Here is a 19,316-nt window from a genome sequence, read left to right as displayed (position 1 = left end):
ACCCACAAGCTGCGAGTTCTTGATCACGGGAACAGGCTCTGAACCTACAGCCTCCGGGCTATGAGGAACCCTACCGAAGTAGGCTGAAAACAATCGTGGAAAGCAAGGGCAGTCTCTAGCTCAAACGACGACAACCGGAAGCAATTCTTAGAGATCTGTGGTAGCCCATGGCAGCCGTATCGCTGCCACAACTTCTGCCACAAAATGAACGGTCACTGCGCCTATCCCCGCCTCCACCTGAAAGTCCTTGTCGAATGCATCCCCCGACACAGGCTCTAGACTCCTCGTCGCGCAACCCTCAATCCACTCAGCCCCAATCGATGCGCGCGCCATGAAGACTACGTCGGATATGACCTCGTCCGAGCGCGCCCTTCGCCCATGAAATTAAAAAGACTCGTCGCTACACCCGAAAACTTCCTCATACTCGGACAAACCGCCCACATTCTGGAAGCTCCCATGACCAGAAAAGCGACAAACGAAAGCAATACTGAACTGCTCGACCTTCTCATCACCAATTGGGAGGACGAAACCATTTAGCTCAAAGAGGTGAGCAACGATTTCGACACCGCCCCGAGCACCACCTTTCGAAACGATTGAGTCCTAGAGCGATGAAGAGTTCCTCAGGCATGCCGGCCTCATCACAAAGCGCTGCGTCACACATGTCTGCATCCTTCTCCTCGGCAAGCCCGAGGCATCTTACCTTCTCGCCCCTCTTATGGCAAAACTCACTTGGAAGCTCGTCGGACAGGAGCATGCCTACAAGCACTTCGCAATCCATTCTGATACATACTGTCAGACTAATCCGGATTTACCCACCGGAACAGCGGCATTGCCCACTATTGGAGTGCATGTAGGCCTCGTCTCCCGGCCAGTATGGCAATCGGCCCCGCCAATTCGGGCGGAGCGGCGCTCTCGACCCCCCCCGTAATCCTCCTATCTTCTGGAAGGGCTCCTGTGGCGTCCTTCGGTTCCTACTCCTATCGGCTATGCCCGTATGCCCCTTCGCATTCAGCGCGCGTCGCGAGCGCGCTCCGGAGCTCCCGCGGCAACGCGACCACGGATATCACCTTTCCTCGCGTGTCTTCATGCTCGCAAGAGCAAGTTTCCTTGAATAGCCGAAACTTGTTCCCCGAGACAAACGCTCCGGATTGGACTTAGACGCCCCTTATGGACAGTACGCTTCCTTGCACGGTATAGCTCGTTTCCCTTATCGCCGACTCAGCTCAGCGCGTTGACACCTTCCTCGAGGCCTCCCATGTACCGTATGATCTCCTCGAACGTCGGGTACTCCCCGAAGAGCATGGGGCCATCGACCGGTAGCCAGCCTTCAGCTCCTCGATTCTGAACTCCGGTGGAACCAGCCTAAGGGATCCCGGCCGCGCTTCGCCCAGCCGTGCCCATGGCGTGCGGTAGAACCTCTCCTTGAACTCCACCACGCGGGCGAGGAGCGCGGTATCGTCGAGCGCCTGCTCGAGGACGGGGGAGTTTCCGAGCCGGTATAGGTCGTAGTAGTGCCGTGAGTAGCGTCTCGGTATGCGTTTCCCCTCGGGACGCATGGCCTCTTGGTGGACGATCGTCGCCTTCTCCCAGAACGTCCGTAGGGGGCTTACCGTCCTGACCGTCGTCGAAAAGCCCACGAGCGCCGGGGAGAACGTATTTCTCAGGTATTCGGCTGTCCTTCTCGCAGCATCGGCCTTGAAGCGCTCCTGGGCTGAGTTGCTCCTCGGCTCCCACGGCTCGTCGCGCCCGTATCCCAATACCCTCCAGTCGAGTATGAGGTCCACGCTCTTTGAGAAACGCTGGATAAGGTGGAACGCCTTGGACAGGCTCGTGCCTCCTTTGAAAGTGAACGATTCCGAGAGCGGTCAACGGTGGAACAGGTGCTCGAGGATGTAGCACACCCAGAAGTCCTTCTCCACGACCGACAGCGTCGTACCGAGGCACTCTGCCGTCGCCTCGAAAACGAGCTTGCGCTCCACCGCGTCTGCACCCGCGATTCTATCCATCGTGTCGTTCCTTCCATATTCTCTTGGCAACCTCGGCAATCCACGAGGCGAGCCCCTTCGACTCCTCCAGCAAGGCATCCGCATCCTCGTCGGTGAGATTCCATGCGAGGGCGGACACGGTCTCGTCGTTCGCCCCATCCCTCCCGAGCGCCCTGAGCGCTTGGATGACAGTGCGGGTGACGGGTGAGCAGTCGAGGAGATCGCGGTTCGCGCGGTGTCTCAGCTCAATCGCATACGGGCCGTAGAAATAGGTCTTGTAGGGTCCGCTGCTCACGTAGACGTGACGCGCCGGCACCTGGGTGTCGAGCCCCAGCGCATTGAGCGCCGCGTCGCCAGCCGGCGCGACGATCCACTTATTTGCGCGCGCCACCGCGCGAACAACCTCGTCAACACTTGCGGGAACCTCGGTGCCAAGGCCCCTCAATATGGAGACCCAAACACAGCCTCCCGCGTAGGCGTAGTCGCGGTCTCCAAGATTATGAGATTAATTCCCTGCTTCGCGGGGGGGTGTAACTCGCACGGACAGAGGCAACGTACGGCGATCGACGCACTTAGGGGCATTCTTCGTAACACATCGGAGCCTCCCGAGGCGCCACCAGATAGGCATCGATTAGAGATGGTGTCCGTCGCGGACCCATCATGGCGTTTCGGTCCACGGGCGGTTGCCACGGAACAGCAGAGAAGATTATGGACTGCGTGGGCATCGCTGAAAACAGCACGGACGAGGGCATCGCAGAGGGACCGATAAAGGAGAATCTGTTACTCCAGGTAGATTCCGCGACCATCTTGTCCGGCTTTTTGTCCGCTGGGCATCTGCGACATCTGCGATGTTTCTGCGACACCAATTTGTCGCAGCAACATCGCAGATGTCGCAAGGACACCATGAAGGGCGTTCTAGCGGACTTCGTAACGGGCGCTTTTGCGGCTTCGACTGGTGGTTGGGAGAGCAGAGGTGTTTCAGTTTGTCGGTACTGCGCACTCGCCGACCATTTCGGCAGGTGTTCACCTGAAATATAAGAAAACGCCTAAACCGTTTTACCAGTTCAGGCGTAAAGTTCTTGGTCGCGGGGGCAGGATTTGAACCTACGACCTCTGGGTTATGAGCCCAGCGAGCTACCAGACTGCTCCACCCCGCAATTGGGAATGCGCTGTTGCGCAAGAGAGTATATTACGCGCCCAGAGGTCCAATTGCAAATGGACAGCGCCGATATGTGGAGCTTGCTCCACATATCGGGCAAAGCCCCTGATAGAAGCCGTGCCGCACTCGGGCGCAAGCGGTGCTACTCGTGCTCGCGGTCGCGGGCATCGAGAGCGCGCTTGAGGGCATCGAGGTCGCGCTCGGTGCGCTTGGCGCGCCGCGACAGAACGAACACGTAGACCGCGAGCACGACCCAGATGCCCACGTAGGCAGCGATTACAAACGGGGCAGCGGGCAGAACGGTCGAGTAGACCTCAGCAAGAATCGGATCCATGGTTAGTCCTCCTCGGGAGTGTCGGACAGGGCGGTTTGCGCGCTCTCGGGCGCGGTGGGAGCGGGCGCTGCGGCTCTGTAGGCGTCCGCGGCGCCGGCAACGGCGTCATGTGAACCAACGTCCCCAGAGGGCGCAGACTCCAATCCGGCCGCTTGCGCCCCGGCGGCAACCTTTGCCCCGGCCGCGCGCAGGCGCTCGAGCGCCTCATCGGCCGCGGCGCGCTCGCGCCAGGCATCCTGCTCCTCGAGCTGCTCCTTGAGCATCTCGACCTCAAGCGCGGCGCCGTTGATGCGCAGCGCGATTCGCGTGAGGGCAAACGCCACCAGCAGCATGCCAAACAGCCCCAGCAAAAACGGGATGAGCATCATCGGGGGCAGGCCGCTGTCGGTGCGGAAGACCACCGGGTGGATGGAGCTCGGCACGAGACGCGTGATCAAAAACGAGATGGGCGCGTCCACAAACGCCACGATGCAAAACACCGCCGAGAAGCGCGCGCGGCGCTCGGGGTCATCGAGGGCGTTACGCAGGATAAAGTAGCCAATAACCAGGAGCATCAGGATAAAGTAGGTGGTAAGCCGCGGCTCCCAGACCCACCAGACGCCCCACTCAAACCGCGTCCACAGGTCGCCCGAGATCATGGTGGCAACCACAAAGACCAGCGTGACCTCCATGGCCGTCTTGGAGCGTCCGTCGTAGCGGCGCTCGCCCGTCATGAGGAAGCGCACCGCCCAAAACGCGCCGAACGCCATGACGGCAAACGAGGCCACCGCCACGGGAACGTGCAGGTAGAAGATCTTCTGGCTGAGCAGGAGCTTGGTGGTGACCTGCTGCCCGGCAATGACCACCGGCTCCGAGAGCACCGCGCCCTGCACCAGCGGGGCGAGGGTAAAGGTCCAGACCACATCGGCGATCACCAGCAAAATGCCGATGACGAGCGCGGCCGGCACGAGCCGGTCCCAGCACTCGCCGCGCCGCTGGACAGGGGTTTTGTTCTGCGCCACGTTGCACCTTTCTAAAGTTATCTCGCGTCAACATGCCATGCGCACTAGTGTATCCGAACGGCCGCAAAACAGGGCGATAGAGGATTGAGTTGAGGTCTCGGGCGGTCCATGTCAACTCAAGACGGAAAACTGTGCAAGGATTGAGATATGCAGAGTAGCCCGAAAACAGCCAACGCTCCTACCTGCATGTTCTTTGTTCATGTTGAGCTGTCTACTTGACGTCCCTTAGCGCTTACACAGTTTTCCGGCCTGAGTTGACACCCGGCAGCGTCCGCGGACCGCTCGGAGCAAAACAAATCGGAGAAAGGCCGAGGGGGCACCCCCATAGCCCGCAGGCCGCCGCACCGAGGTGCCGCAGGTCGGCCCGAAAGAGGAGCGCCGCGTGCTCAGGCACGCAAGCGACGGCTTGAGGGTCGAGATGCGGTGCCCCGCCTACCCGGCCGCCGCGCCGAGGTGCGCCAGATTGCCGCAAAAGAGGAGGGAGCGCGCCTGCGTGCGGCGACTGACGATTGAGCGGCAAGGTGGCGTGCCTCGGTGCGGCGGTCAGCCCTCGACGGCGAATTCGTACAGCCCCCACGCCGCCGCAATCATGACCACGTCGTAGGCGGCGGCCATGGTGAGCGAGGTCCAAAACGTGCCAAACGTGCCCTCGACCCCCATAAACGCCACCGACGTGGCCGAAACGCAGGCGTAGAGCAGCGGAAAGATCACCGGAATGAGCAGGATGGCCAGCAGCACGTCGCGACCGCGCGTGTCGATCGTCATGGTGGAGAGGAGTGTGCCCACGCCGGCAACGCCCACGGTGCCCACCACGAGCGGCAGCACGATGTAGGGCGTCGTCGCGGCGAGCTCCGCGCCCGAGAGGAAGAACAGAAAGAAGAGCGGCACGGTGATGCACTCCACCACCGCGAGAAAGATCAGGTTGGCCGTCGCCTTAGCAAGAAAGATCACCGCGCGGTCCACCGGCGCCAGAAGGATGCCCTCCAGACAACCCGACTCGGTCTCGTGCGCAAAACTGCGGTTGAGCCCGAGCAGGCTCGTAAACACGATGAGCGCCCAAAGCAGCCCGCCGGCAAACGAGACCACCTGGATGCGGTCGCCCACCTGCGCAAGCGCCGCGCCGTAGACCGTCAGCACCAGCAGCGCGTACACAACCATGGAGGTCAGCATCTCGCGCGTGCGAATCTCCTGCCGAAGGTCCTTCAAAAGAAGCGCCTTATACTGCCGCCAACCAGAAGGCTTCCGGGAATCACAGGTAGAACTGCTCATGCCTCGCACCACCTTACACAGCAGAAGATTCCTTTGTCCCCACGTGACGGGAAGGAAAACCGTAGAACCGGCAAAGCCTTTGCGAGACCGAGGACCTTCCAGCATCTTGCGCGCTCAACATCCAATGGCACGACGCGCAGGACCCCTGCGGCAAGCTCCGCCCGCAGTTCCGCACGAGCCGAAGGCGCCAGCGGCGCCTTCGTGCGAGCCAGGACTGTTTGAGGACGGAGCTTGCCGCCGGGCTCCGCTGGGAGCAAACCCGCCATCATGCGACCCCCATGCCGACGGTTGCGAGGTAGAGCTCGCGGAAGGCAGCGCGGTCGAGCCCTGCCTTCTCGGCCATGAGCACCACCTGGCCGCGCGCGAGGATGAGCGCGTGCGTGCAGAGGTCAAAGCCCTTCTCGAGGTCGTGGCTCACCATGATGAACGTGCGGTCGGGCCGCTCGGCGCGCGCACGGGCGATAAGCTCGTCAAAGAGCTCGGCGGCATGCGGATCGAGGCCCGAGTAGGGCTCGTCGAGGAGCACGAGCTCAGGGTCGTTGACGAGGGCACGCGCGATGGAGAGGCGCTGCTGCATGCCGCGCGAGTAGGTACGTACCGGGTCGTGGCGGCGATGGTCGAGCTCAACGAGGGAGAGGAGCGCGTCGATGCGTTCGCGGTCTGGCTCACCGGCGTAAAGCGACGAGAAGAAGGCAAGGTTTTCCTCGGCCGAAAGGTCGCCATAGAGCATCGGGCGATGGCTGATGAGGCCGACGCGCGAGCGCAGGGCGTCCGGCTCCTCGAGCGCGTCGACGCCGAGCATCCGCAGGCTGCCGTCCGTGGGGCGCGCGAGCAGGGCGAGCTGCCGAAGGAGCGTTGTCTTGCCCGCGCCGTTAGGTCCAAAGATGGAGAGGAACGCTCCGCGCGGCACCACGAGGTCCACGCCGTCGAGCGCCCGGCGCTCGCCAAAACGCTTGGTGAGGCCGTGGGCTTCGACGGCAGGCTCGGCAGGCGTTGCGGACGCTGGCCCGACTGACGCCGTGGGCGCCGGGGCCGCTCCAACCGGCCTGGCTGCCGTGGCAACAGGGCCCGCCGCAACCTGCCCGCCCACTGCCCCGGCCGCCCCGAACTCAACCGCCGCAGCCGCCTTGCCGCTAGCCACGGTCATCAGCCGCCAGCAGCGGGGTCGCGCGGCGCGGCAGGAAGGCGAGCACGATACCCGCGATGCAGATGGCGCCGCCCACCCAGTTGCACATGATGAGCGGGTTGACCTTAACGGAAAGCGAGAGCGACCCGTCGGCGTTGAGCCCCTGGAAGGCCACGAAGAGGTCCTCGGTGGGGAAGCTCATCACCGCGGCGTGGAGCGTCTGCTGCTGGGTAGACGCCGAGACCTCGATGGAGGGCGTGAGCACGCCGAGCTCAGTGGCACCCTCGCTCGCCGTACCGTCCTCCGCCGCGGGCGTCACCGCAAGGTCGACCTCCATGATGCGGTTATCCTGCTCGTCAAAGCCGTCGGCGATACCCGTAACCGTGAGCACGTACCCGCCCGAAGACGCCTGGGCGCCCACCTCGGCCGGAACGCTCACCGTCTGCTCCTGCACGTACATGCCCGAGCCCACCAGGCCCACGAGGGCGATTGCGCAACCCAGGTGCGCCAGATAGCCGCCCGCCTGCGCCGGCGAGTGGCGGAAGAGGTTGATCACCGCGAGCGGCGCGGCATCGCCCTTGGACATGCGGGCGCGCACGCCGCGGCCGAGCAGATAGGCCGACGAGGCCAGCAGCAGCGCCGCCGCCGCGAGCGAAACCACCGTCACGGCAAAGTAGTATACGCGCGGGCCCTGCTCGGTGAGCGTGGCCGCCGGGTCGCCGCCCGCAGCCATGACCGCGTCGTAGGCCGGCACGAGCTCAAGCGCAAAGTAGCCCATGAGAACGGCGAACACCACCAGGCCGATCAGCGCGGGCACCCGCATGTGCCGCCGAAAGGCCGCGCCGTCGGTCTTGCGCCAACCGAGCATGGGGCACACGCCCATGAGCAGGCCAAAGATCGCCGTTGCAGGGCGCGCCACCGCGTTGTAGACCCCGGCCGAGACCACCTGGCCGCCCAGCGGCAGCCACGTGGGCAGCGAGCTCGACACCGTGAGGTACGCCACCAGGCACGCCCCCACGATACAGATGAGGTCGGTGAGATAGTACGAGCCGTTCTTGGACGCTAGCGACTCGATCTCGTCGTCCTCGGCAAGCGACGCGTTGCGGTAGAGCATGAGCAGCAGAAACGCGAGCGCCGCCGCGACCATGATGCCCAGGAAGAAGTACGTGGAGACCGGGTCCTCGGCAAACGCGTGCACCGACTGCACCAGGCCCGAGCGGGTGATAAAGGTGCCGAGCACTACAAAGATAAACGTGATGGTGGCGGCAAAGAGGCTCCAACGCTTAAAGACGCCGCGCCGACGGTAGAGCGTAAAGCTATGGATCATCGCGATGGCCGTGAGCCAGCTCATAAAGCTCGCGTTTTCCACCGCGTCCCACGCCCAGAAGCCGCCCCAGCCGAGCACCACGTAGGCCCAGACGGCGCCGAGCACCATGCCGATGGTGAGGAAGATAAAGCTAAAGACGGCAATGCGGTCGGCGTGCTCGACCCAGCGGGGCGAGAGGTCGCCGGTGATGAGCGCCGCGATGGCGTAGGCAAAGGGCACCGTGCAGCCCGCGTACCCAATGAAGGTCGCCGGCGGATGCAGGACCATGGCCCAGTGCAGGAGCAGCGGGTTCATGCCCGTGGACATGCCCGCCACGAGGGTGCCGTCGGCGTTGAGGGCGCTCGCCGGCGTGGCCACAAAGGCGTTGTTGGCGTCGGAGAGAACCATCGCGCCGCAAAAGAGCATGATGACGATCTCCATCACGCCGAGCGCCGCGCAAGTGAGCTCGTCGGTCTGGCGCAGGCGGCGCCACGCGCAGCCCGAGGCAAAGAGCGAGATGAGCCACGTCCAGAAGAGCAGCGACCCCTGGCGGCCGGCCCACACACCCGAGACCTGATAGAGCGGCTTGAGGGCGCTCGAGGTCTGGGGAAAGTTGGTGGCCACGTACGAGAGGCTCATGTTCTCGGTGAGGAAGCACACCAGCACAAGCCCCACGCAGAGCGTGAGCAGCAGCGTGTTAAGAAAGACGAGCAAAAAGCCCACGTTAGCGGCGGTGCTTGCCTGCGCGGTGCGACCGCGGCGGGCGAGCGCGACGCTCGCAAAGAGCGGGATGAACGCGGCGATAGTGGAGATGAGCGCCGCGTCCTGCAACAGGTTGCCGATAAGACTCATGAGTACTGACTCTCCTTGGGTTGCTGCCTTGGGTTAGGCGAAGTGCCGGGGCGGGGTAGGCGCGGGCAGGACGTGGCCAGGCGGGGCGCTGGGCGAACGCGCTGGCACCGGCTCGCCAGATCGGCCGCGAGCCGCAGCCCGCTCCCCCAACCGGGGCCCACCAACGCGGCGCGCCCACGTTCGAGCGTAGCCGCCATCGCAGGCCTCGACCAGCTCGCGCGGTCGCTACGCGCTGACCGCCTCGTCGATGGCTGGCTGGTCGCTTGCGGTAAAGGTGCCGTCGGCGTTGAGCGAGCCCGAGACCACGAGCGCCGTGCCGTCGCCCACCGACTCGTCCATGCCGCCGTCCCAGATAACGTGGATGGTCTCGCCCTGGCTCTCGAGCACAAAGCGGTACCCCTCAGGCGCATCAACCGCGAGCACTTCGCCGCGCACGTAGCCGCAAACCTTGGTCTCGTCGCCCACCAGACTATCAGCCTGGTCGAGCAGGCCCTTGACGGTCAGCGACCCCTCGGCGCTCTCGTACTTAGAGGGGCACTTGGTCACCAGCTCGGAGCAGCTGAGGCTGCAGTCCGACTCAACCGTGCCCGTGCAGATGGCCACAACACCCGTGCCAAACGTTGCCGGGAGCGCGCCGTCGTAGTGCACGGTGAGGGTGTCGCCGCTCGAGCTGGAGCCGTCGGCGTCCTCCTCGGGCTGGATCTTAAAGCTGGCCGTAGAGCCCTCGCTCGAGAGCGAATCGGCCACCACCGAGCCCGATACCTGCACCTTCTTGCCTCGGTACTCCCCCGAGATGATGTCGGAGATGCTGAGCGAGCTCGCCGCGCCGCCCGACCCGGCGATTGCCACGATAACGAGCATCGCCACTACCACAATGCCGCCCACAACTACGAGGCGGCGCTTTGCCTTCTTGTTCATGCGCGCTCCACGATATCGACGAACCCGCCGCTGGGCAGGTCCCCTGCCATCAGTTTTTCTGCCGTTAAGTATACAATGGGCGCTGCAACGTGCCACAACGAACGGCATCGCGCGGAAAAGCCGCAAAGCCACAACCTCGGAGGCCGCATGCTCCTCGCCATTGATATGGGAAACACTCAAACCGCCCTCGGCCTGTTTGAGGGGGACGAGCTCCGCCTCTCGTGGCGGATGCCCACCGACCGCTCGTTTACGGCCGATGAGCTGCACGTTAGGCTGCTCGGCTACTTTCGGATGTACGGCATGACGCTCGACTGCGTAGACGCCGTGGCGTTTGCCGGCGTTGTGCCCGAGCTCAGCCGCGCGTGGCGCCGGGTGGCCGAGCGCATCGCCGCCTCCATTGTGACGGTGGGGCGCGAGACCGCCGCAGTGACGCGCGTGCGCGCCGAGAATCCCGCCGAGGTGGGTGCCGACCGCGTGGCCAACGCCACCGCCGCCGCCACGTTCTATGGCGCGCCGGCCATTGTGGTCGACTTTGGCACGGCCACCAACATTGACGTTGTGGACGCGGAGGGCTATTACATCGGCGGCGCCATCGCACCGGGGCTGCGCATCTCTATGGACGCGCTTACCGCCCGAGCGGCGCGACTCTCGAGCGTGCCGCTCGAGGCGCCGGAGCACGCCATCGGCGTTAACACGGTGGAGGCCGTACAATCTGGCGCCGTGCTGGGAACGGCGGCCATGGCCGAGGGGCTCGTCGCGCGCATTCGGCGCGAGCTCGGTGATCCGCGCGCGCAGGTTATCGCCACGGGCGGCCTTGCCGGAGTGATTGCCGGGTCGACCGACGTCTTTGACGTGGTGGACGGGCAGCTGACGCTCAAGGGCATCCGCGAGATCTACCGCCGCATGCAGCAGCAGGGATAGGGCGCGACGCGCCGCTGCCGGCCGGTCGGGCAATTCGCGCCGCCGGCATGGCATGGCCGCAGCCGTCTCAATCAGGGCAATAGGGAGCCGATTGCTCTCTCCTGGTCAAAATCCGGAGAAATCAACGATTTGCAAAAGTCCCGAGTACACTTGGACCGTTTGGCGCGTGCGAATCCTGCGGAAACGTTTGGCGGAAATGCGGGCGCGCCGTATGAGCGACCAAATAATCGTTGATTTCTCGGGATTTTGGCCACCTGAGCGCCCGTCGGTTTTTGCGGGCTCTCTTTATATGCATAAACAAATACAAATATCCAGATTTATGCATAGCCTTGCTCCGAGGCCCAGAGGCGACACGCGAAGGCCCGGCAACCCGCTGCGAAAGGCGCCGGCCGCGCGCAGTCGCGGGCAGGCAACCCGCAGACTCAGACCAAACGCGCCCATGGACATACCGCGAGAAATGCCGCGGGCAAGCCCAGCCGACTATCGCCCCGTCCGAAAGCCCGACGGCGCGGCTACACCTCGCGCAGGCTCACGACCTCGGCAGAGAACGCCTTGAGCGCCCCCGATCCGAGCTTGACCTCGGCGCGACCCCACGCATCGATCCCGGTAAAGTACCCCACCGCAAGCGTATTGCCGTTGGGTGCGATCACGTTGACCGGTTTGCCGAGCATGGGCAAGTTATCCATATACGACGAGAGAATGGGTGCGAGCGGACCGTCCGCACCGAGCCCCGCCCGGATGGCGCGCTCCCAGCGGGCCACGCGCGCGAGCACCGCGTCGCGTACAGCCGCAGCAAGCGCCTCACGTGTGGGCAGCTCAGCGCCGGCGGGCAGCGCCTCAGCGAGCGAGATGGGCTCGAGCCCCGGAGCGGCCACAGCACCCTCGGCGTCGCTTTGGGCGCGGCGGACCGATGCCACCGCATCAATTGCGGCCTGGACCTCGGGAGATGCAGGCGGTGCGTCAACCGGCGAGATGATATTGGCCCCAATGCCCGCCACGGCAAAGGCGCCCTGCTCAGACGAGCGCGCCTCCACAAGGATACCCACGAGCTTGCGGTTGAACTGTGAGCTGTGCGGCGTGGGGATGGTGTTGGGTACCGAGACGATGTCGTTGGGCCACTTAACGCCCACACGGCCCTGGAGCCCCAGGCCCTCGAGCGCGTCGAGCACACCGAGGCTCGTTACCGCAGGCAGACCCATGAGCATCTGCATGGGAACCCGGGGGCGCAGCACAATGGAGAGGTAGAGGCTGCCGTTGGGCGAGGTCCACGAATGCCCGCGGCGACCGCGACCGGCCGTCTGGAGGTCGGCGCGAACGGCCCAGCCATGCTCGGCCCCGGCGCGGCCCGCATCGACCGCGATGTCGTTGGTGGAGGGAACGGTCTCGAGCGCGAGCAGCGTTGAGCCGGAGAGATCAGTGGTAGACGGGTCGAACATACGCGACACCTCGCAAGGTTTGGTCTCCAAGCGGCGCCGGGCACGCAGGCGAGCCCCGCGACGCGCATACACCCATGAAACGCCGCCGCCCGCCAAGCCCCCGCCACACATCGGCCAGCGGCACCAACAAATCGGCCTGCGACAATCCCCACCACAAACCAAACCGGCTGCGCTTTTTCCTTCCCCGCGAGCCCTCGGAACCCGGACGGCGGGGACGAGGTCTCCGGCGAGTTCCGCACGAGTCGGAGGCGCCAGTGGCGCCTCCGAGCGAGCCAGGACTGTCCGAAGCCGGGGGCTCGTCCCCGCCGCGCGGGTTCCGGGGAGGCCCCAGTGGGGCCTCCGTCTTGCGCAGGACTGTCCGAAGCGTCGACCTCGCCCCGCCGTCACCCGTCGGGCGGACCGCTGGGACCTACAGCTGACCGAGCTCGCCCACCACGTGGCCCACCCGCTCCTCGGGGTCGAACACCTTAACGCCCTCGTACCGGAAGAACCGCGCCGGGTCGTGCACCAGATCCTCGAGCGGAACGAGCACAAAGTCGCGCTCGCCAAGCTTGGGGTGCGGCAGCCGCAGCTTGTCGCCGCCGTGGGTCTCGCCCTCCATCCACAGCAGGTCGCAGTCGATCACACGCGGCCCGTTGGGGCGCGCGCTCGGCGTGCGGTTGCGGCCCAGGCGGTTCTCGATCTTCATGAGCTCATCGAGCAGCACCAGCGGCGCAAGCTCGGTGCGAATCTCGATCACCGCGTTGGCAAAGGCGTCCTGCCGGTGCACGTAGGCCGGCTCGCTCTCGTAGATGCGCGAGCAGTTGAACACGCAGGTGAGCGGAATCTCAGCGATGAGGTCGCGCGCGGCGCGGATGTTGTCCAAGCGGCGGCCCAAGTTGGAGCCGAGCGCCACAAACGCGCGGCGCGGCTGCGGATGCGCCACGGCCCAGTAGCCGTTGAGGAACTGCGCAAACCCGGCCACGTCGTGCACGCGCACGATGTTGGCCCCGTTCTCGATAGCCCCGAGGCACATGCCAAAGGTCGCGGCGTCGCGGTCGGCCGGTTTCTCCACGCCCGAGACGGCGCCCACCACGCGCTTGCGCGACACGGCGCACATGAGCGGGTAGCCGAGCGTGACCATCTTGGCCGTCTCGCGCTGGATGACGATGTCCTCGTTGACGGACTTGCCAAAGCCCGCGCCCGGGTCGATGCAGATGCGGTCGCGCGATACGCCGGCCTGCATGAGCGAACGGGCCTGATCGGAGAGGAAGCCCATAACGCGGCGCATGATGGGCGCCGAATCGGGCAGGGTAAAGCGGCTCTGGCGCACGCGCTCGGCCGCGGTGGCGCCGCGGCGCTCGTTGGCGCGCTGCATGATGGCGGCGAGCTCGTCGGTGGTGGGGATGGTGTCCTCGCCAGGCTCAGCCGCTCCGGGGACCTTCTCGGTGGAAACGGCCGTCTCCACGGGCGCGGCGGCGGCAACGGCGCCCTCGGTCGCAGGCGTGACCGCGGCAGCCTGCTCGGCGGCGGGAGCAGCATCTACCGAGGCGTCGGTCTCGGCGGCCTTGTTCTGCTCGGCCTCAGCCGCAGCAGAACCGTTGGGCACGTCGCCAAACGGCAGGCGCTGCTGAATGGCGCCGCCCTTAAGGCGCGGCTCGCCCAGCACCTTGCCCCCGCGCGCACGGCCCAGGCGACCGCGCGGCTGCGGCTTGCCCTCGGCCTCGGCGCGGGCGCGCTCGGCCTCGCGCTCGGCGGCGTAGGCCGCGGCGGAGGTGTCGAGCGTCACGGCGGTGTGCGGCGCGCGTACGGGCTCGGTGAGCTCGCCGGCGTGCATCACCACCACACCGCAGTTGCTGTTGGCCACAAACTCGACCATCTTGGGGTCGGTAAAGCCCGTAACGTCGTTTACGATGGCGGCGCCCATGCGCACGGCCGCCTTGGCGACCTCCACATGACGCGTGTCGATGGAGACGATGGCACCCTTGGCCACAAGCGCGCGGACCACGGGCAGCACGCGGCGCGCCTCCTCGTCGGCCGAGACCGGTCGGAACCCGGGGCGCGTGGACTCGCCGCCCACGTCGATGATGTCGGCGCCTTCGTCCAGCATGGCGATGCCGCGGGCGATGGCGGCATCTTGATCGAAGTTCTCGCCGCCGTCGCTGAACGAGTCGGGCGTGACGTTGAGGATGCCCATGATGCGCGGGCGATCGAACGTGATCGTGTGCTTACCGCAGTGCCAGGTGCTGCTTTCTCGAGCCATGCGAATCCTATCTCTCCGCCCCCGTGCGGGGCCGTCTGCCTCGTGTGCGACTCATCTATTGTATCCGGCTTGGGCCCAGTCGGTTTGCCGGGGCGCGCAAGACCGCAAGGTTGCCAAAGGCTGGGTACGAGGACGGCTCAGGGAGACGGGGCCGGCGGACGGACGGGGCGCGCGAGTCCGGACGGGCGGGCGGGGCCGAGCGGCGGGCGTTTACGCTAGTACAAGGAATCAGTCAGCGCGAGCGTCGGTGGCTGCCAGCGCTGTCGACTCTCAACCGCGGATATCAACCGGCCCTCGCCACCGTCCTCGTCCGCCGCCCCATGCCTCACCTGCCACCACCCCTCGACTGCCACCCCGTGGTTTCCCACCACAACCTCATGCTACAATCGGCCCTGCAACTGTATTTGGCCTGATGGATGGTGCGGAGACGCACGGGCCCGGCGCGCCGGGTCCAGGGGAACGGGGTTGAGCCCCGGCTGTACCAGCAACCGTGAGTCCAGCAGCCGCGAGAACGCTCCCGCAGATCGGACGGGTGCGCGCGGCCCAGACGGGACGAGCCGGATCGCCTCTCCATCTACGGTAAGGCCCTGGAGAGAAAGGCTTTTGCCATGCTCAACCGCATTACCCGCACCATATCGCACGCGTCGCGCACCTTTGTCGTGGCCGGCGTGCTCGCCCTCGCGCTCGTCGTGGGCGGCTGCACGCAGACCACCGCGACCAACGGCTCCAGCACCGGCAGCACGCAGGGCAGCGCCGCCGTTGCGGCAACCGCCGGCTCGGCTCAGTCCGCGCCCGCTGCGGCCGACGAGCAGGCCATCTCTGTTGAGGTGGTCGTGGACTCGAGCGCCGCCGACGGCAGCGTTACCTACACCGGCACCGTTGAGCTCGAGGACGGTGCCACCGTGCTCGACGCCCTCGAGGCCACCGGTCTTGAGGCAGAGGTGCAGGACTCCGAGTACGGCGCGTTCGTAAACGCGATCGACGGCCTTGCCACCGGCGCCTTTGGCGACGCGAGCGGCTGGGGCTACGACATCAACGGCGAGATGGTCATGGATTCCGCCGACGTGGCGACCGTGGCCGACGGCGACGTGGTGACCTGGACCTACCTGGTGTAAGCCCGGCAGGTAGCCCCTCGGCGCAACCCGCCCGATTCCTTTGGCAGAAGAGGCCGCATGCCCGCTATGCAGCACAATCCATTTGCCTCGTACCACCCGGCGGTGGCGTTCACGTTTCTCGTGTGCGCCGCCGCCTTTGCCATGGCCGCGATGCAACCCGTCTACGTGGCGCTCTCGCTTGCCGGGTCGCTCGTGTGCTCGGCGTGCGTGCGCGGCGCGCGCCGCACGGCCCGTCAGCTGCCCTGGCTTGCGGCGACGGTCTGCGTGGTGGCCCTCGCCAACACGCTGTTTGCAAACGAGGGCGAGACGGTGCTCTTTTACCTGGGCCCGCGGGCGATGCGGCTCGAGGCGCTGTGGTACGGCCTGTGCGCCGGCGGGATGCTCGCCGCGGTCTTTACCTGGATGTCGAGCTACGCAGCCTGCATGGACAGCGCCGCGACCACCGCGCTTTTGGGGAATGTTGCCCCCACCATCTCGCTCATGGTCTCGCAGGTCATGCGGCTTGTGCCGCAGTTTGCGCGGCGCGGGCGCCTCGTTGAGGACGTTGCCGCCGCTGTGCCTGCCGCCGCGCCCCGCACCGCGCGCGAACGCGTGCGCGGGCACCTCAGGACGGTCTCGGTCTTAGTGGGCTGGGGGCTCGACGATAGCCTCGGCCGAAGCGACGCCATGCGGGCGCGCGGCTACGGCTGCGGCTGCCGGCGGACAACCTACCGGCGCTACCATCTGGGGCGCGCCGACGTGACGCTGCTTGCGCTCATTGCGCTGCTGGTTGCGGTAAACATCCCGCTCGCGGCGATCGCCGTGGGCCAATACACGTTTTATCCGGCGCCGCCGCGGCTCATCGTCTGGTGGGGATACCTCCCCTACGCTGCGCCGATGGTCTTGCCGGTGGCGCTGACGGCCCGGGAGTGGTTGCTATGGCGGCGCTAGGCGAGCAGCTCTCCCCCAGCCCCATCTGCCGCGTTGCGGGGCTCACCTTTGCCTACCCCGAGCGCGAGGACGAGCCCGTGTTGCGCGACGTCTCGCTCAGCGTTGCGGCCGGCGCCTTTTGCGTCATCGTGGGGCCGACCGGGTGCGGCAAGACGACTCTCCTGCGCTGCCTCAAGCCCGAGCTTGCGCCGGCCGGCGTGCAGCGTGGGACGGTTGAGGTGCTGGGCCAGGTGCTTGCGGGCGGCAATGGGTGCAGGGCCGATGGTGCAGGCGCGGACGAGGGTGCCGGCGCCGGTAGCGCAACCGGCTCCCCCGCGGCAGGCGAGGCTGCTGGCGCCGCGGCCGACTCCCCAGCGGCACGCAAGGGCGCCTGCACCGCAGCCGCCTCCCCCGCAGCACGCGCAGAGCGCAGGGCAGCCGACTCCCCCGCCGACGGGCGCTGGTCGGCCACCAACATCGGCTTTGTCATGCAGGACCCCACCGAGCAGATCGTCTGCGACACCGTCTGGCACGAACTCGCCTTTGGGCTCGAGAACATCGGCATGCCGCAGGACCGGATGCGCCGGCGCATCGCCGAGGTCGCGCATTTCTTTGGCATCGAGCCGATCATGCACGCCGTCACCGAGACGCTCTCGGGCGGGCAGCAGCAGCTCGTCAACCTCGCCGCGGTGCTCGCCTTGCGCCCGCGCCTGCTTGTGCTCGACGAGCCCACCGCCCAGCTCGACCCCAACGCGCAGCGCGAGTTTCTCTTCTTGCTCGGCCGCGTCAACCGCGAGCTCGGCGTCACAGTCATCATGTCCACGCATGCGCCCGAGACCACGCGCCCCTACGCCACGCAGACGGTCGAGCTTGGCGATGAGATGCCGCTCGGCACGCGCACCACGCTTGAGGAGCGTCTTGCGGGACGCTGGAGCTCCTGGGAGAGCCGACGAGCCGATGAGGAGGCTGTTCTTACCACCCGCGACCTGTATGTTCGCTACGACCGCGCCGCCCCTTGGGTGCTGCGCGGCGTCAATCTGCGCGTGGCGCGCGGAAGCGTGCATGCCATCGTTGGCGGCAACGGGTGCGGCAAGTCGACCCTGCTCAAGGCGCTCGCCGGCATCATCAAGCCACAACGCGGGCGCGTGCAGAACGCCCTTGCCGAGCACCAGGCATATCTGCCGCAGAACCCGCAGGCGCTTTTGGTGTGCGACACGGTGGCCGAGGAGCTGACCGAATGGGCTGGTCGCTGCGGGTATTCCGCATCGGACGCTGCGCGCGCTGGCGAACAGCTGGGGCTTGCCGGCCTCGAGGGGCGCCACCCCGGCGATCTCTCAGGCGGACAGCAGCAGAAGCTCGCGCTTGCAAAGCTCCTCCTTACCAAGCCTGACCTGCTCTTTTTGGACGAGCCAACCAAGGGTCTCGACCCCGCCGGCGCCGCCGAGACGGTGCGCATCCTCCGCGGACTTGCCAAGGGCGGACGCACCGTGGTTATGGTCACGCACGACCTCGACGTTGCCCTTGCGGTGGCTGACGAGGTCTCGATGGTGTTTGACGGGGAGATTGCCTGCACCGAGCCCGCGCGGGCGTTTTTTGCCGAGAACCTCGTCTACCGCCCGCACGATGCGTCGCGGCTCTTTGGTGCGCTGGCAGGCGAGGATGAGGCAACGGCCGGCACTTCCCCCGCCGGCGCCACCCCGCTGACCTGCACTGCACCCTGCGGCAACAGAGCAGCCAGCATCTTGGACGACGAGAACCCGGACGATGCAACTGCCCAGGCATGCAGCGCCACTGCAGGCACCGATCCGGCCCAATCCGTACGTGCGGACGCAGCCGCTGGCTCGTCATCCACCGCTTTCGCCTCCTCGGCCATCGGCTCCTCGCCCGATGCTCGCCCGGCCGCGGGCTCGCCCACCCCTTCCAGCAGCCTGCCCCTCACGCCGTCTGCGGGACCCCGCCATTCCCGCGCCCGCGCCGCCGTCGAGGCCGTGGCGCTCGTCGCTGTGCCGGTCGTGCTCGTTGCCGCCGGGCTCGTGGGGTTCTCGCAGACTGCCCTGCTCTCGTTTGCCGTGGTCATCGCTGCACTCGCCGTCTTTTTTGCAAGCTACGAGACAGAGAGCGCCCGCCTGCACGAGATCATGCCCACGGTCGTCCTCGCGGCGCTCGCGGCGGCGGGGCGCATCGTCTTTGCTGCACTCCCCAGCATCAAACCGGTGAGCGCCATCGCCATCATCGCCGGTGTGGTGCTCGGCCGGCGGAGCGGCTTTATGACGGGCGCGCTCGCCGCCCTCGTCTCAAACTTCTTCTTTGGACAGGGCCCCTGGACCCCTTGGCAGATGTACGCGTGGGGTCTTGTGGGCTACGGGGCGGGCGCGGTCGCCCAGCTCTGGCGGCGAGCCGGCAGGAGTCGGCCGGGCACAGGCTCCAACGTGCGCGGACGGCTCGCCATGCTCGGCCTGTGCGCGTACGGGTTTGTTGCGTCCGTTGCCTACGGATGGATTCTCAACGCTTGGTCGATTCTCGGGTTTCTTCACGCGCACCTCGGCTTTGAGGTGCTTGCGGTCTATGCCGCCTCGCTGCCCTTCGACGTGGCGCACGGCGTCTCGACCGTTGTGTTTCTGCTGGTGCTCTACGCCCCGTGGCGCCGCAAGCTCAACCGCGTCATCCGCCGCTACCGCCTTTAGATAGACACCCGTCCGGGAGCCACCGATCGCGTCGTTTCGCACGGCCGGTACAAACGGTA

At 66.2% G+C, this 19,316-nt stretch carries 15 protein-coding genes and 1 tRNA gene; 4 read left to right on the top strand and 12 right to left on the bottom strand.

The genetic code is table 11. The annotated features are described in order from the left end of the window. Nucleotides 1–1,223: 1,223 nt before the first annotated feature. The 10 genes from B5G20_RS07980 to B5G20_RS07940 form a co-directional block, all read right to left on the bottom strand. On the bottom strand, nucleotides 1,224–1,805 hold the full coding sequence (locus tag B5G20_RS07980; RefSeq protein WP_239286939.1) for a nucleotidyl transferase AbiEii/AbiGii toxin family protein: 582 nt from the start codon (nucleotides 1,803–1,805) through the stop codon (nucleotides 1,224–1,226). A 60-nt stretch (nucleotides 1,806–1,865) separates the two neighbouring features. After that, nucleotides 1,866–2,006, bottom strand: a complete 141-nt coding sequence (locus B5G20_RS10480) for a hypothetical protein (RefSeq protein ID WP_204207723.1) — start codon at nucleotides 2,004–2,006, stop codon at nucleotides 1,866–1,868. Next, nucleotides 1,999–2,430 (bottom strand): DUF6088 family protein, encoded by a 432-nt coding sequence (locus B5G20_RS07975; protein ID WP_255377030.1) that lies wholly within the window; start codon nucleotides 2,428–2,430, stop codon nucleotides 1,999–2,001. The genes B5G20_RS10480 and B5G20_RS07975 overlap by 8 nt, the downstream gene beginning before the upstream one ends. A gap of 635 nt (nucleotides 2,431–3,065) precedes the next feature. Beyond that, nucleotides 3,066–3,142 (bottom strand) — tRNA-Met (locus tag B5G20_RS07970). Nucleotides 3,143–3,286: 144 nt separating this feature from the next. After that, entirely contained in the window at nucleotides 3,287–3,478 is a 192-nt protein-coding gene (locus B5G20_RS07965) for a CcmD family protein (RefSeq protein WP_087356381.1), read from the bottom strand. A 2-nt stretch (nucleotides 3,479–3,480) separates the two neighbouring features. Continuing rightward, entirely contained in the window at nucleotides 3,481–4,479 is a 999-nt protein-coding gene (ccsA, locus tag B5G20_RS07960) for a cytochrome c biogenesis protein CcsA (RefSeq protein WP_087356380.1), read from the bottom strand. A gap of 543 nt (nucleotides 4,480–5,022) precedes the next feature. Further along, entirely contained in the window at nucleotides 5,023–5,748 is a 726-nt protein-coding gene (locus B5G20_RS07955) for a heme exporter protein CcmB (protein ID WP_087356379.1), read from the bottom strand. Between the two features lie 265 nt (nucleotides 5,749–6,013). Beyond that, nucleotides 6,014–6,895 carry an ABC transporter ATP-binding protein gene (locus B5G20_RS07950; protein ID WP_087356378.1) on the bottom strand — a complete coding sequence of 294 codons (882 nt, stop codon included), beginning with the start codon at nucleotides 6,893–6,895 and terminating at the stop codon, nucleotides 6,014–6,016. After that, a complete protein-coding gene (gene ccsA / locus B5G20_RS07945) occupies nucleotides 6,882–9,032 on the bottom strand; it encodes a cytochrome c biogenesis protein CcsA (protein WP_087356377.1) in 2,151 nt (716 codons plus the stop codon). The genes B5G20_RS07950 and ccsA (B5G20_RS07945) overlap by 14 nt, the downstream gene beginning before the upstream one ends. Before the next feature lie 225 nt (nucleotides 9,033–9,257). Further along, a complete protein-coding gene (locus B5G20_RS07940) occupies nucleotides 9,258–9,950 on the bottom strand; it encodes a cytochrome c maturation protein CcmE (protein ID WP_087356376.1) in 693 nt (230 codons plus the stop codon). Between the two features lie 147 nt (nucleotides 9,951–10,097). Between B5G20_RS07940 and B5G20_RS07935 the strand changes: the two genes are divergently transcribed. Continuing rightward, a complete protein-coding gene (locus B5G20_RS07935; protein WP_087356375.1) occupies nucleotides 10,098–10,871 on the top strand; it encodes a type III pantothenate kinase in 774 nt (257 codons plus the stop codon). A gap of 512 nt (nucleotides 10,872–11,383) precedes the next feature. Here the strand turns inward: B5G20_RS07935 and B5G20_RS07930 are convergent. Together B5G20_RS07930 and folP are read right to left on the bottom strand one after the other, a co-directional pair. Then, nucleotides 11,384–12,307, bottom strand: a complete 924-nt coding sequence (locus tag B5G20_RS07930; RefSeq protein ID WP_087356374.1) for a biotin--[acetyl-CoA-carboxylase] ligase — start codon at nucleotides 12,305–12,307, stop codon at nucleotides 11,384–11,386. 409 nt (nucleotides 12,308–12,716) lie between these two features. Continuing rightward, the gene (gene folP / locus B5G20_RS07925) at nucleotides 12,717–14,549 is read right to left on the bottom strand and encodes a dihydropteroate synthase (protein WP_087356373.1); all 1,833 of its coding nucleotides are present in this window, start codon (nucleotides 14,547–14,549) and stop codon (nucleotides 12,717–12,719) included. Nucleotides 14,550–15,157: 608 nt separating this feature from the next. Between folP and B5G20_RS07920 the strand changes: the two genes are divergently transcribed. From B5G20_RS07920 to B5G20_RS10585, 3 genes are all read left to right on the top strand, one after another. Next, nucleotides 15,158–15,664, top strand: a complete 507-nt coding sequence (locus B5G20_RS07920) for a DUF4430 domain-containing protein (RefSeq protein ID WP_087356372.1) — start codon at nucleotides 15,158–15,160, stop codon at nucleotides 15,662–15,664. A 66-nt stretch (nucleotides 15,665–15,730) separates the two neighbouring features. Further along, nucleotides 15,731–16,594, top strand: coding sequence for an energy-coupling factor transporter transmembrane component T (locus B5G20_RS07915; RefSeq protein WP_087356448.1), 864 nt, complete (start codon nucleotides 15,731–15,733; stop codon nucleotides 16,592–16,594). Further along, nucleotides 16,582–19,257: an ATP-binding cassette domain-containing protein gene (locus B5G20_RS10585; RefSeq protein ID WP_275531858.1), complete on the top strand. Its 2,676-nt coding sequence runs from the start codon at nucleotides 16,582–16,584 to the stop codon at nucleotides 19,255–19,257. Before B5G20_RS07915 ends, B5G20_RS10585 begins: the two co-directional genes overlap by 13 nt. Nucleotides 19,258–19,316 lie beyond the last annotated feature (59 nt).

This window comes from Collinsella sp. An7 (genome assembly GCF_002159335.1).
Lineage (GTDB): Bacteria > Actinomycetota > Coriobacteriia > Coriobacteriales > Coriobacteriaceae > Coprousia.
This window is presented reverse-complemented; position numbering and strand designations above follow the sequence as displayed.

Excerpts from the sequence above, each read along its gene's own strand:
- B5G20_RS10480 (WP_204207723.1), bottom strand. The coding sequence starts at position 2,006 with ATGGATAGAATCGCGGGTGCAGACGCGGTGGAGCGCAAGCTCGTTTTC.
- B5G20_RS07965 (WP_087356381.1), bottom strand. The coding sequence starts at position 3,478 with ATGGATCCGATTCTTGCTGAGGTCTACTCGACCGTTCTGCCCGCTGCC.
- B5G20_RS07955 (WP_087356379.1), bottom strand. The coding sequence starts at position 5,748 with ATGAGCAGTTCTACCTGTGATTCCCGGAAGCCTTCTGGTTGGCGGCAG.
- B5G20_RS07950 (WP_087356378.1), bottom strand. The coding sequence starts at position 6,895 with ATGACCGTGGCTAGCGGCAAGGCGGCTGCGGCGGTTGAGTTCGGGGCG.
- ccsA (WP_087356377.1), bottom strand. The coding sequence starts at position 9,032 with ATGAGTCTTATCGGCAACCTGTTGCAGGACGCGGCGCTCATCTCCACT.
- B5G20_RS07940 (WP_087356376.1), bottom strand. The coding sequence starts at position 9,950 with ATGAACAAGAAGGCAAAGCGCCGCCTCGTAGTTGTGGGCGGCATTGTG.
- B5G20_RS07935 (WP_087356375.1), top strand. The coding sequence starts at position 10,098 with ATGCTCCTCGCCATTGATATGGGAAACACTCAAACCGCCCTCGGCCTG.
- B5G20_RS07930 (WP_087356374.1), bottom strand. The coding sequence starts at position 12,307 with ATGTTCGACCCGTCTACCACTGATCTCTCCGGCTCAACGCTGCTCGCG.
- folP (WP_087356373.1), bottom strand. The coding sequence starts at position 14,549 with ATGGCTCGAGAAAGCAGCACCTGGCACTGCGGTAAGCACACGATCACG.
- B5G20_RS07920 (WP_087356372.1), top strand. The coding sequence starts at position 15,158 with ATGCTCAACCGCATTACCCGCACCATATCGCACGCGTCGCGCACCTTT.
- B5G20_RS07915 (WP_087356448.1), top strand. The coding sequence starts at position 15,731 with ATGCAGCACAATCCATTTGCCTCGTACCACCCGGCGGTGGCGTTCACG.
- B5G20_RS10585 (WP_275531858.1), top strand. The coding sequence starts at position 16,582 with ATGGCGGCGCTAGGCGAGCAGCTCTCCCCCAGCCCCATCTGCCGCGTT.